At 67.6% G+C, this 14,722-nt stretch carries 12 protein-coding genes and 2 pseudogenes; 2 read left to right on the forward strand and 12 right to left on the reverse strand.

The annotated features are described in order from the left end of the window. The 11 genes and pseudogenes from mfd to ID132_RS01030 all read right to left on the reverse strand — a co-directional run. Positions 1-3,175 (reverse strand): transcription-repair coupling factor (gene mfd, locus ID132_RS00980; protein WP_328743283.1); only part of this gene is annotated, 3,175 nt, incomplete at its 3' end. Positions 3,176-3,223: 48 nt separating this feature from the next. Then, positions 3,224-3,430 (reverse strand): hypothetical protein, encoded by a 207-nt coding sequence (locus tag ID132_RS00985; RefSeq protein WP_125106289.1) that lies wholly within the window; start codon positions 3,428-3,430, stop codon positions 3,224-3,226. Beyond that, a complete protein-coding gene (locus tag ID132_RS00990) occupies positions 3,430-4,275 on the reverse strand; it encodes a carbohydrate ABC transporter permease (RefSeq protein ID WP_193127658.1) in 846 nt (281 codons plus the stop codon). The genes ID132_RS00985 and ID132_RS00990 overlap by 1 nt, the downstream gene beginning before the upstream one ends. Before the next feature lie 25 nt (positions 4,276-4,300). Then, positions 4,301-5,374 carry a carbohydrate ABC transporter permease gene (locus ID132_RS00995; RefSeq protein ID WP_125106290.1) on the reverse strand — a complete coding sequence of 358 codons (1,074 nt, stop codon included), beginning with the start codon at positions 5,372-5,374 and terminating at the stop codon, positions 4,301-4,303. 85 nt (positions 5,375-5,459) lie between these two features. After that, entirely contained in the window at positions 5,460-6,722 is a 1,263-nt protein-coding gene (locus ID132_RS01000; protein ID WP_193127642.1) for an ABC transporter substrate-binding protein, read from the reverse strand. A gap of 123 nt (positions 6,723-6,845) precedes the next feature. Further along, a pseudogene (locus ID132_RS01005) lies at positions 6,846-7,924 on the reverse strand (ABC transporter ATP-binding protein). 97 nt (positions 7,925-8,021) lie between these two features. Continuing rightward, positions 8,022-8,726 (reverse strand): lytic transglycosylase domain-containing protein, encoded by a 705-nt coding sequence (locus ID132_RS01010; protein ID WP_328743287.1) that lies wholly within the window; start codon positions 8,724-8,726, stop codon positions 8,022-8,024. A 94-nt stretch (positions 8,727-8,820) separates the two neighbouring features. Beyond that, complete coding sequence (gene dtd / locus ID132_RS01015; RefSeq protein WP_193127644.1) at positions 8,821-9,258, reverse strand: D-aminoacyl-tRNA deacylase; 438 nt, start codon at positions 9,256-9,258, stop codon at positions 8,821-8,823. A 3-nt stretch (positions 9,259-9,261) separates the two neighbouring features. Then, positions 9,262-9,849, reverse strand: a complete 588-nt coding sequence (gene pth / locus ID132_RS01020) for an aminoacyl-tRNA hydrolase (protein WP_193127645.1) — start codon at positions 9,847-9,849, stop codon at positions 9,262-9,264. Next, a complete protein-coding gene (locus ID132_RS01025; protein WP_193127646.1) occupies positions 9,849-10,463 on the reverse strand; it encodes a 50S ribosomal protein L25/general stress protein Ctc in 615 nt (204 codons plus the stop codon). The genes pth and ID132_RS01025 overlap by 1 nt, the downstream gene beginning before the upstream one ends. Positions 10,464-10,616: 153 nt before the next feature. Then, complete coding sequence (locus ID132_RS01030) at positions 10,617-11,498, reverse strand: hypothetical protein (protein WP_193127647.1); 882 nt, start codon at positions 11,496-11,498, stop codon at positions 10,617-10,619. A 129-nt stretch (positions 11,499-11,627) separates the two neighbouring features. On the opposite strand from ID132_RS01030, the pseudogene gndA reads away from it, so the two are divergent. Both gndA and ID132_RS01040 read left to right on the forward strand, forming a co-directional pair. Then, positions 11,628-13,077, forward strand: a pseudogene (gene gndA, locus ID132_RS01035) (NADP-dependent phosphogluconate dehydrogenase). Further along, positions 13,077-13,493, forward strand: a complete 417-nt coding sequence (locus tag ID132_RS01040) for an ankyrin repeat domain-containing protein (RefSeq protein ID WP_193127648.1) — start codon at positions 13,077-13,079, stop codon at positions 13,491-13,493. The pseudogene gndA and the gene ID132_RS01040 overlap by 1 nt, the downstream one beginning before the upstream one ends. 67 nt (positions 13,494-13,560) lie before the next feature. Here ID132_RS01040 and metE read toward each other — a convergent pair. Beyond that, on the reverse strand, positions 13,561-14,722 hold a 1,162-nt coding region (metE, locus tag ID132_RS13275; protein WP_235988181.1), incomplete at its 5' end, for a 5-methyltetrahydropteroyltriglutamate--homocysteine S-methyltransferase.

Raw genomic sequence — 14,722 nt, forward strand, 5'->3', positions numbered from 1 at the left:
CCGACGACAGCTTCTGGTACGCCTCAAGGCGCAGCCGCTCCGACGCAATGTAGTCCTCGGGAATCCGCGCATCGACCGGCAGCTCCATCCGCAGCTCGGTGTGCTGCTCAGGCGCCTCGCCCTTAAACGCGTCGACGGCCTCGCCGATCATCCGCAGGTAGAGGTCGAAGCCGACGCCCGCGATATGCCCCGACTGCTCACCGCCGAGCAGGTTGCCGGCACCGCGAATCTCGAGGTCCTTCAGCGCCACCTGCATGCCCGAGCCGAGCTCGTTGTTCGCGGCGATCGTCTCGAGTCGGTCGTGGGCCGTCTCGGTGAGGGGCTTGTTCGCGTCGTAGAGGAAGTATGCGTAGGCGCGCTCTCGGCCACGACCGACGCGACCGCGCAGCTGGTGCAACTGGCTCAGGCCGTAGCGCTCGGCGTCATCAATGATGAGCGTGTTCGCGTTCGGAATGTCGAGGCCGGTTTCGACGATCGTCGTCGTCACGAGCACGTCAAACTTCCGCTCCCAGAAGTCGACGATGACCTGCTCGAGGCTCGCCTCGCTCATGCGGCCGTGAGCGACCGCGATGCGGGCCTCGGGCACGAGCTCGGCGAGGTGCGCCGCAACCCGGTTGATGGATGCGGTGCGGTTGTGCACGTAGAACACCTGGCCCTCGCGCAGCAACTCGCGCCGGATCGCGGCCGTGACCTGCTTGTCGCTGCGGCCTCCCACGTACGTGAGGATCGGGTGGCGGTCCTCCGGCGGCGTCGCCAGCGTCGACATCTCGCGAATGCCCGTCACCGCCATCTCGAGCGTGCGCGGAATCGGCGTCGCACTCATCGAGAGCACGTCGACGTTCGTCTTGAGCTGCTTCAGCTTCTCTTTGTGCTCGACACCGAAGCGCTGCTCCTCATCGACGATGACGAGCCCGAGGTCGTGATAGCTGAACGACTCCGACAGCAGGCGGTGGGTGCCGATGACGATGTCAACCGAGCCGTCGCGCAGACCTTGCTGCGTCTCGTCAATCTCGCGAGGCTTCTGGAAACGGCTCACGCCGCGCACCTGCACAGGGAAACCCGCCATGCGCTCGGTAAAGGTCTCGAGGTGCTGACGCACGAGCAGCGTCGTCGGCACGAGCATGACCACCTGCTTGCCGTCCTGCACCGCCTTGAACGCGGCCCGCACCGCCACCTCGGTCTTGCCGAAGCCGACGTCGCCCGAGAGCAGCCGGTCCATCGGCATCTCGCGCTCCATATCGTGCTTCACCTCGTCGATGACGGTGAGCTGGTCGGCCGTCTCGGCGTACGGGAATGCCTCCTCAAACTCGTGCTGCCACGGGGTGTCCGGGCCGAAGGCGTGGCCCTTCGACGCGACCCGCGCCGAGTAGAGGTTGACGAGACCCACGGCGATATCGCGCGTCGCCTTGCGCGCCTTCGACTTCGTCTGCGCCCAGTCGCTGCCGCCCATCTTCGACAGCGCAGGGTCTTCGCCACCGACGTAGCGACTCAGCTGCGAGAGTTGGTCGGTCGGCACGAGCAGTTTGTCGCCCGGGTGTCCGCGCTTCGACGGCGCGTATTCGATCACGAGGTACTCGCGGGTAGACCGCTGATTCGGGCGGCCGGGCACGGGAATCTCTCGCTGCTCGAGCCGCAGGAAGCGGCCGATGCCGTGCTGGTCGTGCACGACGATGTCGCCGGCCTTGAGCTGCAGGGGGTCGACCACCGCGTTCGCCCGGCGACGCGCGAGCTTCTTCGGCCGTGTCGTGTTGTAGCCAACCGCGCGCCCGTAGAAGTCGGACTCGGTGAGCAGCGCGAGGCGCTCGTCGGGCAGCTGCACACCGGCGGTGAGGGGCGCCTGCACGAGGTAGGCCACGCCAGGTTCGAACTCGTCGGGCAGCTCGGTCACCACTCGTCCGGCCGCCTCATGCTCGGCGAGCACCTGCTGCGCGCGCTCGACGAGGCCCGGCCCGTTCGCGGCCATGATGACACGCCAGCCGTCGCGCAGCAGCGCGATCGTGTGCTCGATCGCCCCCTCCGCGTTGCCAGCGAAGTTCGGCACCGATTCCGAGGGCACCACGACGTTGCCGTCATCTTCGTTGCCGAACGGCGAGAGCGTCCACCAGGTGCGCTCCCCCTTCGTCGCCTGCAGTTCGCGCATCGACAGGAAGTCGCCGCTCGTCAGGTCGATCGGGGCTTCGGCGCCGGCCGTCGCGGCCGACCACGCGGCCTCGAGGAACTCGTGGTTCGTCTCTCGGAGGTCCTTCGCCCGATTCGCGACGCGCTCGGGCGCGAGCACGGCGATCGCGGCATCCTCGGGCAGGTACGCGGTGATCGGCACGAGGTCGGGCACGAGCGCGGGCGCGAGCGACTCCATCCCTTCCACCGGGATGCCCTCGGCAATCTTCTCGAGCATGGTCTCGATCGCGGGGAATTCGCCCTGCATCTCACGGGCACGCGCCCGCACATCGTCGGTAAGCAGCAGCTCGCGGCTCGGCGAGAGCACAACGGAGTCGAAGGCCTCGTCGTACGATCGCTGGTCGGAGACCGCGAACGGTCGAATCTCGTCGACCTCGTCGCCGAAGAAGTCGATGCGCACCGCCTGGGCGGCGTCGGGCGGGAACACGTCGAGAATGCCACCGCGCACCGCGAACTCGCCGCGGCGGGTAACCATGTCGACACGCTGGTACGCGAGCGACACGAGCGTCGCCGCGAGCCCATCCAGGTCGTGGCCGCGACTGCCGACCGCGAGGTGCATCGTCGCCGCATGGTCGAGCCCCGGCAGCAGCGGCTGCAGTGCCGCGCGCACGGAGGCGAAGAGGATGAACGGCGCGGTCGGGTTCTCGCGCCATTGAGCGAGCTGGCCCATCGCCGCGAGCCGTCGCCCGGTCGTGTCGGCCGACGGGCTCAGCCGCTCGTGCGGCAGGGTCTCCCAGGCCGGGAATTCGACGATGGTTGCGTCGGGCAAAAATGCCCGCAGATCGGATGCGTATTGCTCGGCCTCGCGGCTCGTCGCTGTGATCGCGAGCATCGAGGCGGCCGAGCGAACTGTCGCGCGGCGCTCAAGCAGGCTCGCCAACAGGGGCGCCCGCAACCCGTCGCCCACCGTGAAATCGGTGTCGACGCGGCTCTGCGAGACCGCCTTGTTCAAGCTTGCGTTGTCGCCCGCGGCGACGAGGAATCCGTGGAGGCTCACTCAGCCCATTCTAGGCCCGCACCCCGCGCGGGACACTGGCAGCTGCCGCTATTCGCGGCCGAGTCGCCGGTAGCGGCGGTAGAGCACAGCCACCAGCGCGAGCAGCGCCACGGCCATCAGCGTGCCGAGCGGGTCGAGCGGGATGCGCATGACGAGGCATGCGGCGACCGAGAACACCGCCATGAACGCGAAGAAACTCACGAAGCCGAGCCAGAGTTGCAGCTGATTGCGCTGCACCTGCGTATTGCGGGGCATCAGCTCTTCACCCCGCCCGCGGTGAGGCCGGCCACGATGCGCCGCTGCAGGATGAGCACGAGGATCACGAGCGGCACGGTCACGATCGTGCCGGCGGCCATGATCGCCGCATAGGGCTGAATGTAGGGGTTCGCGCCCGCGAAGCGCGCGATCGCGACGGTAACCGGCTCGACGTTGGGCCGCGAGAGCTGGCTCGCGAGCAGGTATTCGTTCCAGGTCGCGATGAACGCGAGGATCGCCGTCGTGAACACCGCGGGCGCCGCGAGCGGCAGAATGACCCGGGTAAACGCCTGACCACGGGTCGCCCCGTCAACCCGCGCCGCCTCCTCGAGTTCCCAGGGGAGGTCGTGGAGGAACGAGGTGAGCGTGTAGATCGTGAGCGGCAGCGCGAACGAGATGTTCGGGATTATCAGGGCCTGATAGGTGCCGAGCCAGGAAATGTTCGTGAACAGCTGGAACAACGGCGTCACGAGCGCGATGCCCGGGAACATCGAAGCGGCGAAGATGATACCGGTCACGAAACTCTTGCCCGAGAAGTTGAGCCGGGCGAGCGCATACGACACCGTCACACCAAGCACGACCGCGACCACCGTCGTGACGCCGGAGATGAGCAGCGAGTTGCCGATCGACCGCAGCAGGTTGTTGCCGCCCGAGGCGTCGAGGGCCGCCGCGAAGTTGTCGAGCGTGAGGTACGTCGGCCACGGGGTGGTGTCGAAGGTGTGGCTCACATCGCGGAAGGCAACGACCATCATCCAATAGAACGGCAGCAGGCACCAGATCACGATAATCGCGCCGCTGAGGTAGCTGCCCCAGCCCTCACCGCGGCGGGGCTTGCGCTGAATCACCTGCGAGGAGTCGGTTGGAGTCACGTCACTTCTCCTTCGTCGTGACCGCGCGGGTCGACAGCGGTTCGGTCTGGAGTGGGCCACGGCGCTTGCGGCCCGGCGCGCCCGTCGTGAGCTGGCGCGCCGGCTGCGTCTGGGCCACCGCGTTCGCGCCGAGCACCTTCACCATGATGAACGCGCAGGCGAAGATGATGAGGAAGACGATCGTCGACAGCGCCGAGGCGTTGTTGTATTCGTTCTCGCGCATCGTGGCGGTGACCAACAGTGACATCGTCGTTGCGGCGCCCGAGGTGTTGCCCTGCATGATCGCCGGCAGGTCGTACATGCGCAGGGCGTCGAGCAGGCGGAACAGCACCGCGACCATCAGCGCGGGGCGTACGAGCGGCATCGTGATTTGCGTGAACTGTTGCCACTTCGTCGCCCCGTCGATGCGGGCCGCCTCGTAGACATCCTTCGGGATGAGCTGCAGGCCAGCGAGAATGAGCAGGGCGACGAACGGCGTCGTCTTCCAGACGTCGGCGACGATGACGGCCGACAGCAACTCCCACGTGCCAGTCGTCCATTGCAAGTCGAGACCGGTGAGCGAGTTGATGATGCCCTGGGGCGCGAAGATGAACGCCCAGAGCTTCGCCGTGACGGCGGTCGGGATGGCCCACGGCACGAGCACCGCCGCGCGGAGCAGGCCACGCCCGACGATGTTGCGGCCCATGATGATCGCCATGCCGAAGCCGATGATGACTTCGAGCGACACCGTGACGACCGTGAGGAAGAACGTGACGCCGATGGATTGCCAGAACTGCGAGCCCGTCGTGCCCGGCGGGCAGGAGTTCACTCCCCCGCCGCAATCCTGAAGAATCCAGTGCGCGTAGTTCGCGAAGCCTGCGAAACCGCCCTCCTGGAAGAAGCCCGTCTCGGCGTCGTAGGTGCGGTCCTGGTTGAACGACTGGACGATGGCGCTGATGATCGGGTACCCGATCACGATCGCGAGCACGATCAGCGCCGGCGCAATTAACCAAATGGCCGACCTATTGTCGGTGCGCCAGCGACGCTGCTTCGGCGTCGCATCCTTGCTCGAATATTCGGTGGTCGCGCTACTCATGTCCCATCCCTCACCATCGAGTCCTGAGAATTGCCGCTGCGGAGGGCGGCGCCGGGGCCCGCATCGAGCCCGGCGCCGCACATCCCTAGCCCGAGGTGCTCGAGGTGATGGCCGATGACATATCGCTCACGGCCTGATCGAGATCTTGGCCCTCGACAATCGCCGCGTAGGCATTGTCGGCAATGGCCTTCGACACGGCCGCGTAGAACGGCGTGACGGGGCGCGGCTGCGCGTTGTCGAGCGCATCCTTCAGGGCGGGCAGGTACGGGAACTGCTCGATCAGCGACTCGTCCTCGTAGATCGACGCGAGCACCGGCGGGAACGACTGCTCGGCGAAGCCACGCTGGTTCTCTTCCGACAGAATGAACTGCACGAAGTCGAACGCCGTCGCCTTGTTCTCGGAGTAGACGTTAATGCCGTTGTTGTAGCCACCGAGCGTGGATGCGCCCGGGCCGTCGGGGCCGACGATCGCGGCCACGTCGAAGTTGTCCTTCACCTGCGACGAGTCTTCGCTCGTCGCGGTGTCGTACATGTACGGCCAGTTGTAGGCGAACACCGCGTTGCCCTCGAGGAACTCGAGGTTCGTCTGCTCTTCGGTGTAACCGTTCGCGCCCTTCGGGATGTCGCCGTTCGCGTACGCGTCGGCGAGCGCCTGGATGCCGGCCTTCGCCTCGTCGCTATCGACCGTCGGCGTCTTGCCGTCGGCGTCAACTACCGAGCCGCCCCACGAGTTGATGGCCTGCGTGGTTTGCACCGTGAGGCCCTCGTAGTTCTTCAGTTGCATGATGAGCAGGTCGAGGTCTTCGGCGTCAGCCGCGTCGCGGTACGAGAGCAGCTCGTCCCATGTCGCCGGCGCCTCGTCAACGATGTCGGTGCGGTAGAACATGAGCTGCGCGTTCGTGTTCTGCGGCGCCGCGTAGAGCGTGTCCATGTAAGTGGCCGAGTCGACGGTGGCGGGCAGCAGGTTCGAGGTGTCGAGCTGCAGGTCGCCGTCGAGCGGCTGCAGCCAGCCCTGGGCCGCGAACTCGGCGGTCCACGTGACGTCGAGCGCCATGACGTCGTAGTCGCCGCTCTCGGCCTGCAGCGACTGCACGAGCGTGTCGCGCTGCCCGTTCGCCTCCTGCGGCAGCTCGACGAGCGTGACTTCCTCGTCGGGGTGGTCGGCGTTCCACGCCTCGATGATGGGCTCGAGCTTCGCGGCATCGTTCGACCCCATCGCGAAGGAAATCGGGCCGCGGGAGTCGAGGCCCGAGCTTTCGGCGCCGCTGCCGCCACCCCCACCAGCGCATCCTGCGAGAACTAACCCAGCTACTGCGGTAACCGCGACCGCATTGAACTTTCGCTTCATGAACTGCTCCCTTACATTTCTTCAGCGTGTGTTCGGTTGTGTGTGGTGCCCGGCGTCGGCGACGAGCCCATCTTCAGTCTTGCATGGTGTACCGACAACTGCGGTGCAATCTTTGCGAGCGCGTCACACTCCGCGTTCGATGCGCTGCCCAGAGTCAGTGTCGAACAGGTGAAACTGCTCGCTGCGAGCGGTGAGGCGGAACGTGTCGCCCTTGCTCGGCGGTGTGTCGTCTTCGTGCCGCGCGACGACGAGGGGCTCGCCCGGCAGCGCGGAGCGGCCGTAGATGTAGGCGTCCGAACCAAGCTCTTCGACGAGGTCGACCTCGAAACCGAAGCCCTCGGACTCGGAGAATCGCAGGTGTTCGGGGCGGATGCCGACGGTGACGCGCTGCCCGGGCCTCACGACGCCGTCACGGGTCGGCACGGGAATGTCGCCGAGGCGCACGGCGCCGCCTGATTCGACCGTCGTCTCGATGAGGTTCATTGCCGGCGAGCCGACAAAGCCGGCCACGAACACATTGTTCGGGTGGTTGTACAGCTCGCGGGGGGTGTCGACCTGCTGCAGCACGCCATCGTTGAGCACGGCGACGCGGTCGCCCATCGTCATCGCCTCGACCTGGTCGTGCGTGACGTACACGGTCGTGACCCCGAGACGGCGCTGCAGGCTCGCAATGTGCGAGCGGGTCTGCACCCGCAGTTTTGCATCGAGGTTGGAAAGCGGCTCGTCCATGCAGAACACCTGCGGTGAGCGCACGATGGCGCGCCCCATCGCGACGCGCTGGCGTTGACCGCCCGAGAGCGCCTTCGGCTTACGGTCGAGAAACTCGGAGAGATCGAGCAGCCCCGCGGCCTCTTCGACGCGCCTGCGAATCTCGGCCTTCGGCGTGCCTGCGAGCTTGAGGGCGAAACCCATGTTGTCGGCGACCGTCATGTGGGGGTAGAGCGCGTAATTTTGGAAGACCATCGCGATGTCGCGGTCTTTCGGATCCTTCTCAGTGACGTCGTCGCCGCCGATGAGCACGGAGCCTGCGGTCACCTGTTCGAGCCCCGCGAGCATCCGGAGCGTCNGGATTTGCCGCAGCCGGAGGGGCCGACGAGGACGAGGAACTCGCCGTCCTCAATCTCGAGGTTGAGGTCGCTCACCGCGGGGCGCTCGCCGCCCGGGTACTGCAGCGACACGTGATCGAACGTTACGGATGCCATCGTTGGTGTCCTTCCTGGCGGGTACGCGCCAGACGATCCGAGTGAAGGGATGCTTGGATCCTAACCACACCGGCTGTGCATTGCAGCGGTCGCCGAGCTACTCGGCGTACATTCTCGCGTATGCCGCGACGTCGCGCGCGTACTCGACCGGGAGGTTGTAGGCCGACACCGCCGTGTTCCAGCCGTCGTCGCTCACCAGTTCGCTGCCCCGATCGCAGAGGTAGACGGCCGCCGTGAGCACGGCGTCGTCGATCTGGTTCGGGTCGGCCGTGCCGTCAAGGTTCGCGTCCTGCCCGAACTGCGCCCACGTCGAGGGGATGAACTGCATGGGTCCGACCGCGCGATCCCACTCGGTGTCGGTGTCGATGGTGCCACCCTCGGTGTCGGGAACCGCGAGGGTACCGTTCGTGCCGTCGAGTGGAATGCCAATAATCGGTGGATCGATGCTGCCGTTCTCGGCGACCTCGCTGCCGTAGATGGTGCCGTGGTGCGACTCGACACGGCCGATGCCGGCGAGCGTGTTCCAGCCGATGCCGCACTCGGGTGTCGTCTGCGCGACGCGAATAGAGGCGCCCGCATACGCCGCGACGACGCGCGGGTCGATGTTGGTACGCTCGGCCGTCGTGGCGAGCCAATCGGCGTCTACGAGCTCCACGAGGGGCACATCCGCGTCGGTGCTCGCCGCCTCGGGCAGTTCCTGCGCCGGCGCGGTCGGGTAGCCGCGCTCGGTGAAGGAAGGTTCGGACTCGCCGGCGCAGCCGCTCAGAATAATCGCCGCGGCGAGCGCCGCAAGGGGCGCCACGAACCGGCGAGAGCGTGGCGTGGAGGGTCGCATCGGCGGAGTTCCTGACTCTTCGTCGGTCGGCTGGGCGGTCGGGGCGAGCGAAACCCGGTTGCTACGCGATCTCGGCGGTATCGAGCAGGATCGTGAACGGCCCCTCGTTCACGCTGTGTACGCGCATCATCGCGCCGAAGCGACCTGTCTCGACGTGGAGCCCGCGAGCGGCGAGGCCCTCGACCAGCGCATCGATGAGCGGCTCCGAAACCGGGCCTGGCGCAGCCTTCGACCAGGCGGGTCGGCGGCCCTTGCGCGCATCTCCGTAGAGCGTGAACTGGCTCACGACGAGCACGGGCGCGTCGAGGTCAAGCGCACTGTGCTCGTCGGCAAGGATGCGCAGCTCGGCAATCTTGCGCACGAGCTTGGCGACGTCGTCGAGACCATCTCCGTGCGTGACGCCGACCAGGGCGAGCAAGCCAGGGCGTGGGAGTTCACCGACGGTATCGCCAGCGACCTCGACGCTCGCCGAGCTGCAACGGGTGACGACCGCGCGCATCCGCTACTTGCCTCGCGAGTGGACGACCTGCTGGGCGTCGACGAGGCCACGCTGCACGAGCAGTTCGACGGCGTCGGCCGCGTCGGCCACGAGCACCGGCAGGTTGTCGCGCTCGTCGCTTGAGAAGGGGCGCAATACGTAGTCGGCCGGGTCTTGGCGGCCGGGAGGCCGGCCGATCCCGACGCGCACACGAAGATAGTCGGCGCCGATGGCCGACGAGATGTCGCGCAACCCGTTGTGGCCGCCATGGCCGCCGCCGCCCTTGAGTCGCACGCTGTCGAACTCGATGTCGAGTTCGTCGTGCACGACGACGACATGCGAGGCGTCGATGCCGAAGTACTGGACGAGCTGTGACACGGGCCCGCCAGACGTGTTCATGAACCCGGTTGACTTCGCGAGCACGAGCTTCGGCCCGCCGGGTTCGGTGCGGCCCTCGGCGACGAGGGCGGTCGCCCGCGGGTGACGCTTGAACGTAGCGCCAACCCGCGCGGCGAGTTCGTCAACCACCATGTGGCCGACGTTGTGACGCGTGGCTCGATAGCGGTCGCCGGGATTCCCGAGACCGATGACGAGCCACGCGTCGGACGCCACTACTCGGCGTCCTCGTCAGAAGCCGCTTCGCCCTCGGCGTCCTCGGCGTCCTCGTCAAGCTCAACCTCGACCTGCGGTTCCTGGATCGAGAAGAGGGCGAGCTCGCTCTCCTCATCAACGAGCTTGACGCCCTCGGGCAGCGCAACGTCCTTCTCAATGACGGTGGTGCCAATCTCAAGGCCCTCGACGCTGACCTCGATGCGCTCGGGAATGCGGGTCGCCTCAGCCGACACCAGGATCGTGTTGGCGTCCTGGATGACGATAGCGCCCGGTGCGGGCTCGCCGAGGGCGTGCACGGGCACCTCGACCTCGACGCGCTCGCCGCGGCGAACGATGATGAGGTCGACGTGCTCGATGATCTGGCGAACCGGGTCGCGCTGAACGTCCTTCACCAACGCGAGCTGCGAGGTGCCCTCGATGTCGAGGTCGATGAGCGCGTTTGCCTTACGCAGCAGCAGCATGGTCTCGTGACCGGGCAGCGTGATGTGGTTCGGCTCGGTGCCGTGACCGTAGATGACGGCGGGGATTTCGTTGTTGGCGCGGATCTTGCGCGCGGCACCCTTACCGAACTCGGTACGGTGCTTCGCCGGGAGGCGGTCGGTGGCGTCAGCCATGAGATTTCCTTTCGTGTGACAGCGGTGAGAACACGAACTCGTGGCCGCCCACGCAAGGTGAGCCACTCGACCGCGTCGATAACGGGCACGGATGCGCCCCTCGCCGAAGTACAGCGACCAAGTTTAGCAGCCTGGCGGCGGCCCGTCGACAGCTCAGGAGCGCCGGCCACGCGCGTACCGCACGGCGCGCTTAAACCCACCGCGGCGCGCGAAGTGCACGGCGACGCCGGCGAACAGCATGGCTGTGCCCACGCCGATCGACATCGAGGCAAACAGCGAAAGATTCTGCATGAAGTCGCTCGGAGTCACCGAGACCGCGACCGAGATGGCGTAGACAGCGTTGGCAATGAGGCTGCCAATCACGATCAGGCCGCCGACGAGCCCGGCGCCCAGCCCCGCCATCGCGAGCGAACCAGCGATAACGGCCCACGCAATAATGAGTACGCCGTTGGCCACCAGTTGCGACCACGGACCAAACGTGCCGAGCCACTCCGAGACGAGGTTCGCCTGCCCCGTCGTCACCGCAAGCGCCGAGAAAATCCCCGGCGCGACCGCGATCAGGGCGCCAAGGAGCGCGACGAAGATCGAAGCCACCCGCGCGCCACCACCCGGCCCGTAGGGCGCATCCTCCCAGTCGCGAGGCGAAGGAATCGACGGGGCCGCCGGTGCCTCGCGCCACTGCTGCTGGGGCGCGTAAGGCTGCTTGACGTAGTCGGACGAACTGGCCGCGGCCGGCGCCGGATGCGAAGCTCGCTCCGGTGCCTGCTGCTGCGGCAACACCGCCGTTGCGTCAGCGCGGCCTTCGCCGAAGTCATACGCCCGCGTTGGCACGGCCTGCTCCTGCGAGGTCGAGGTCAAGGGCATGCGCTGCGTCGGCGGCACCGGATCGATCTCGTCGGTCGTCGCCTCCTGACGGTGAATCGGCCGCGTCGGGTCGGCTTCGTACCGGCCGTTCGACTGCGCCGATTCGGCCCCGTCTTCGCTGCCCAGATTCCAGTTGTACCGCTGCGTACGATCGTCGTTTTCGCCGGCCACGTGCGCCCCCTTTGCTCGGTGCCGAAAGCCTAACTGGCGCATCCGACGCACCCGCGGCGCCACGCGCAGACAGCATCCGTGGTCGCCGACCATAATGGTCGGAGGCGCGAAATCCTCGAGAGGTAGAACATGAACGACTCCACTGCATCCGCAAACATCGGCGTGGTCGGTTTGGCGGTGATGGGCGCGAATCTCGCCCGCAACCTCGCGTCGCGCGAGGGCAACACCGTCGCGGTCTACAACCGCAGCTACGAGCGCACCGAGAAGCTCGTCACCGNACCACCCCGAGGCGGGCTTCGTCGCGGCGTCGACGGTCGACGAGTTCGCGGCCTCGCTGCAGCGCCCGCGCACCGCGATCATTATGGTGCAGGCCGGCACGGCGACCGATGCAGTGATCGACCAGCTCGTCGAGGCCTTCGAGCCGGGCGACATCATCGTCGACGGCGGCAACGCGCTGTTCACTGACACGATCCGCCGCGAGGCCGCCGTGCGCGCGAAGGGTCTGCACTTCGTCGGCGCTGGTATCTCCGGCGGCGAGGAGGGCGCGCTCAACGGCCCCTCGATCATGCCCGGCGGCACCGCCGAGTCATACGAGACGCTCGGCCCGATTCTTGAGTCGATCGCAGCTCGTGCCACCGAAGACGGCTCCCCCTGCGTCACGCACATCGGCACCGACGGCGCCGGTCACTTCGTGAAGATGGTGCATAACGGCATCGAGTACGCCGACATGCAGCTCATTGGCGAGGCCTACGACCTGCTGCGCGGCGTGGCCGGGCTCACCCCTGCCGAGATCGCCGACGTATTCACCGAGTGGAACCAAGGCGACCTCGAGTCGTACCTCATCGAGATCACTGCCGAGGTGCTGCGGCACGTCGACGCCGACACTGGCAAGCCGTTCGTCGACGTCGTCGTCGACCGCGCCGGCATGAAGGGCACCGGCACCTGGACGGTGCAGAACGCGCTCGGGCTTGGCGTGCCCGTCTCGGGTATCGGCGAGGCGGTCTTCGCCCGCGGCGTCTCGGGCCGCGTCGCCCAGCGCGAGGCCGTGCGCCCGACCATCACGAAACGCCCCGAGCCCGCACCAATTCCGGGCGACTTCGTCGAGCAGGTGCGCCAGGCGCTCTACTCGTCGAAGGTCATCGCATACGCGCAGGGCTTCGACCTCATTCTCGCGGGTGCGCAGGAATACGGCTGGCAGGTGAACCCCGGCGCGATCGCGAAGATCTGGCGCGCCGGCTGCATCATTCGCGCCCGCTTCCTCAACCGCATCGCCGACGCGTACGACCGAAACCCGCAGCTCGACTCGCTCATCGCCGACCCGTACTTCGCGGGCGAGGTGGCGAACGGCGTCGATGCGTGGCGTCGCGTCGTCGCGACCGCGGCGCTCTCGGGCGTGCCCGCGCCGGTCTTCGGCGCATCGCTGAGCTACTACGACTCGCTCGCCGCCGAGCGCCTGCCTGCCGCGCTCATCCAGGGGCAGCGCGACTTCTTCGGCGCCCACACGTACGGCCGCGTCGACCGCCCCGGCACGTTCCACACCGAGTGGTCGGGCGACCGCGCCGAGCACGAGGTGCGCTAATGACCGAGGCATCCGAGAACACGGCCGGGGTGCCGGCCGAGGCGATCGAGCTGGCGAACCAGCTCTTCGATGCTGCACGCCAGAACCAGGCAGCGTCGCTCGCCGCCTTCCTCGACGCCGGGGCGCCAGTGAACATGCTGGATGCGCAGGGCAACTCAATGCTCATACTCGCGGCGTACCACCACGCGGCCGCGACGGTGTCGATGCTGCTCGAGCGCGGCGCCGACGTCGAGCTCACGAACGACCGCGGCCAGAACGCGCTGACCTGCGCCGTGTTCAAGCAGGACGTCGAGTCGGCGCGCGCGCTGCTCGAGGCCGGAGCGAACCCCGACGCCGGCTCACCGTCGGCGCGCGAGACCGCGAAGATGTTCAGCTGGCCCGAGTTCGACAAGCTGCTCGCCGAGCTCTGGGGCTAAGGCACCACGAGAACGGGCCGGTCGCGAATTTCTCCGCGACCGGCCCGTTCTCGCGCTAACGGCGCAGTTACGCGACAGGCAGGCTGATGCCTTCGCGGGCCTGCTCGGTGGCGGCAACGAGGTTGCGCAGCGACGCCACCGTTTCGTCGTAGCCGCGCGTCTTCAGGCCGCAGTCGGGGTTCGCCCAGAGCCGATCAGCCGGTATGCCCCCGAGGGCGAGCTCGAGTAGCTCCGCGATCTCCTGCTTAGACGGTACGCGGGGCGAGTGAATGTCCCAGACGCCGGGGCCGATTCCGCGCGCATAGTCGTGCTCGTGCAGGTCGGCAACGACCTCCATGCGCGAGCGCGCGGCCTCGATCGAGGTGACGTCGGCGTCAAGGCCATCGATCGCCTCGATGATCTCGCCGAACTCCGAGTAGCAGAGGTGCGTGTGCACCTGGGTCTCGGGGCGGGCGACCGAGGTCGAGAGGCGGAAGGCGTCGACGCTCCAGCGCAGGTAGGCCGCGTGGTCGGCGCGCCGCAGCGGCAGCAGCTCACGCAGGGCGGGCTCGTCGACCTGGATGATGCCGGTGCCGGCGGCCTCGAGGTCGGCGACCTCGTCACGCAGCGCAAGCGCGACCTGGCGGGCCGTGTCGCCGAGCGGCTGGTCGTCGCGCACGAACGACCACGCGAGAATCGTGACCGGGCCCGTGAGCATGCCCTTCACCGGCTTCGCGGTGAGCGACTGCGCGTAGCGCGTCCAGTCGACCGTGATCGGTGCGTCGCGGTGCACGTCGCCCCAGAGAATCGACGGGCGCGTACAGCGCGAGCCGTACGACTGCACCCAGCCGTTCGCGGTGGTAGCGAAACCGCCGAGGTGCTCGGCGAAGTACTGCACCATATCGTTGCGCTCCGGCTCGCCGTGCACGAGCACATCGAGACCAAGCTCTTCCTGCAGCTCGATGACGCGGCGAATCTCCTCGCGCAGGAATTCGTCGTACTGCGCCTCGGTGATTTCGCCCCTGCCGAAGGCCCGGCGGGCGCGGCGAATTTCGCCGGTCTGAGGGAACGAGCCAATCGTCGTGGTCGGCAGCACCGGCAGCCCGAGGGCCGCCCGCTGTGCTTCGGCGCGGGCATCCCCGTCGCCGCGGGAGAGTTCGATGTCGCTCGCGGCGCGCTCGCGCACCTCGGGGACGCGCACGCCGGCAGCCCGCGCGCGCTCGGCGAGGGCCTCGGTCGCGGCCACGAGC

The organism is Gulosibacter sediminis, from assembly GCF_014904065.1.
GTDB classification, from domain to species: domain Bacteria; phylum Actinomycetota; class Actinomycetes; order Actinomycetales; family Microbacteriaceae; genus Gulosibacter; species Gulosibacter sediminis.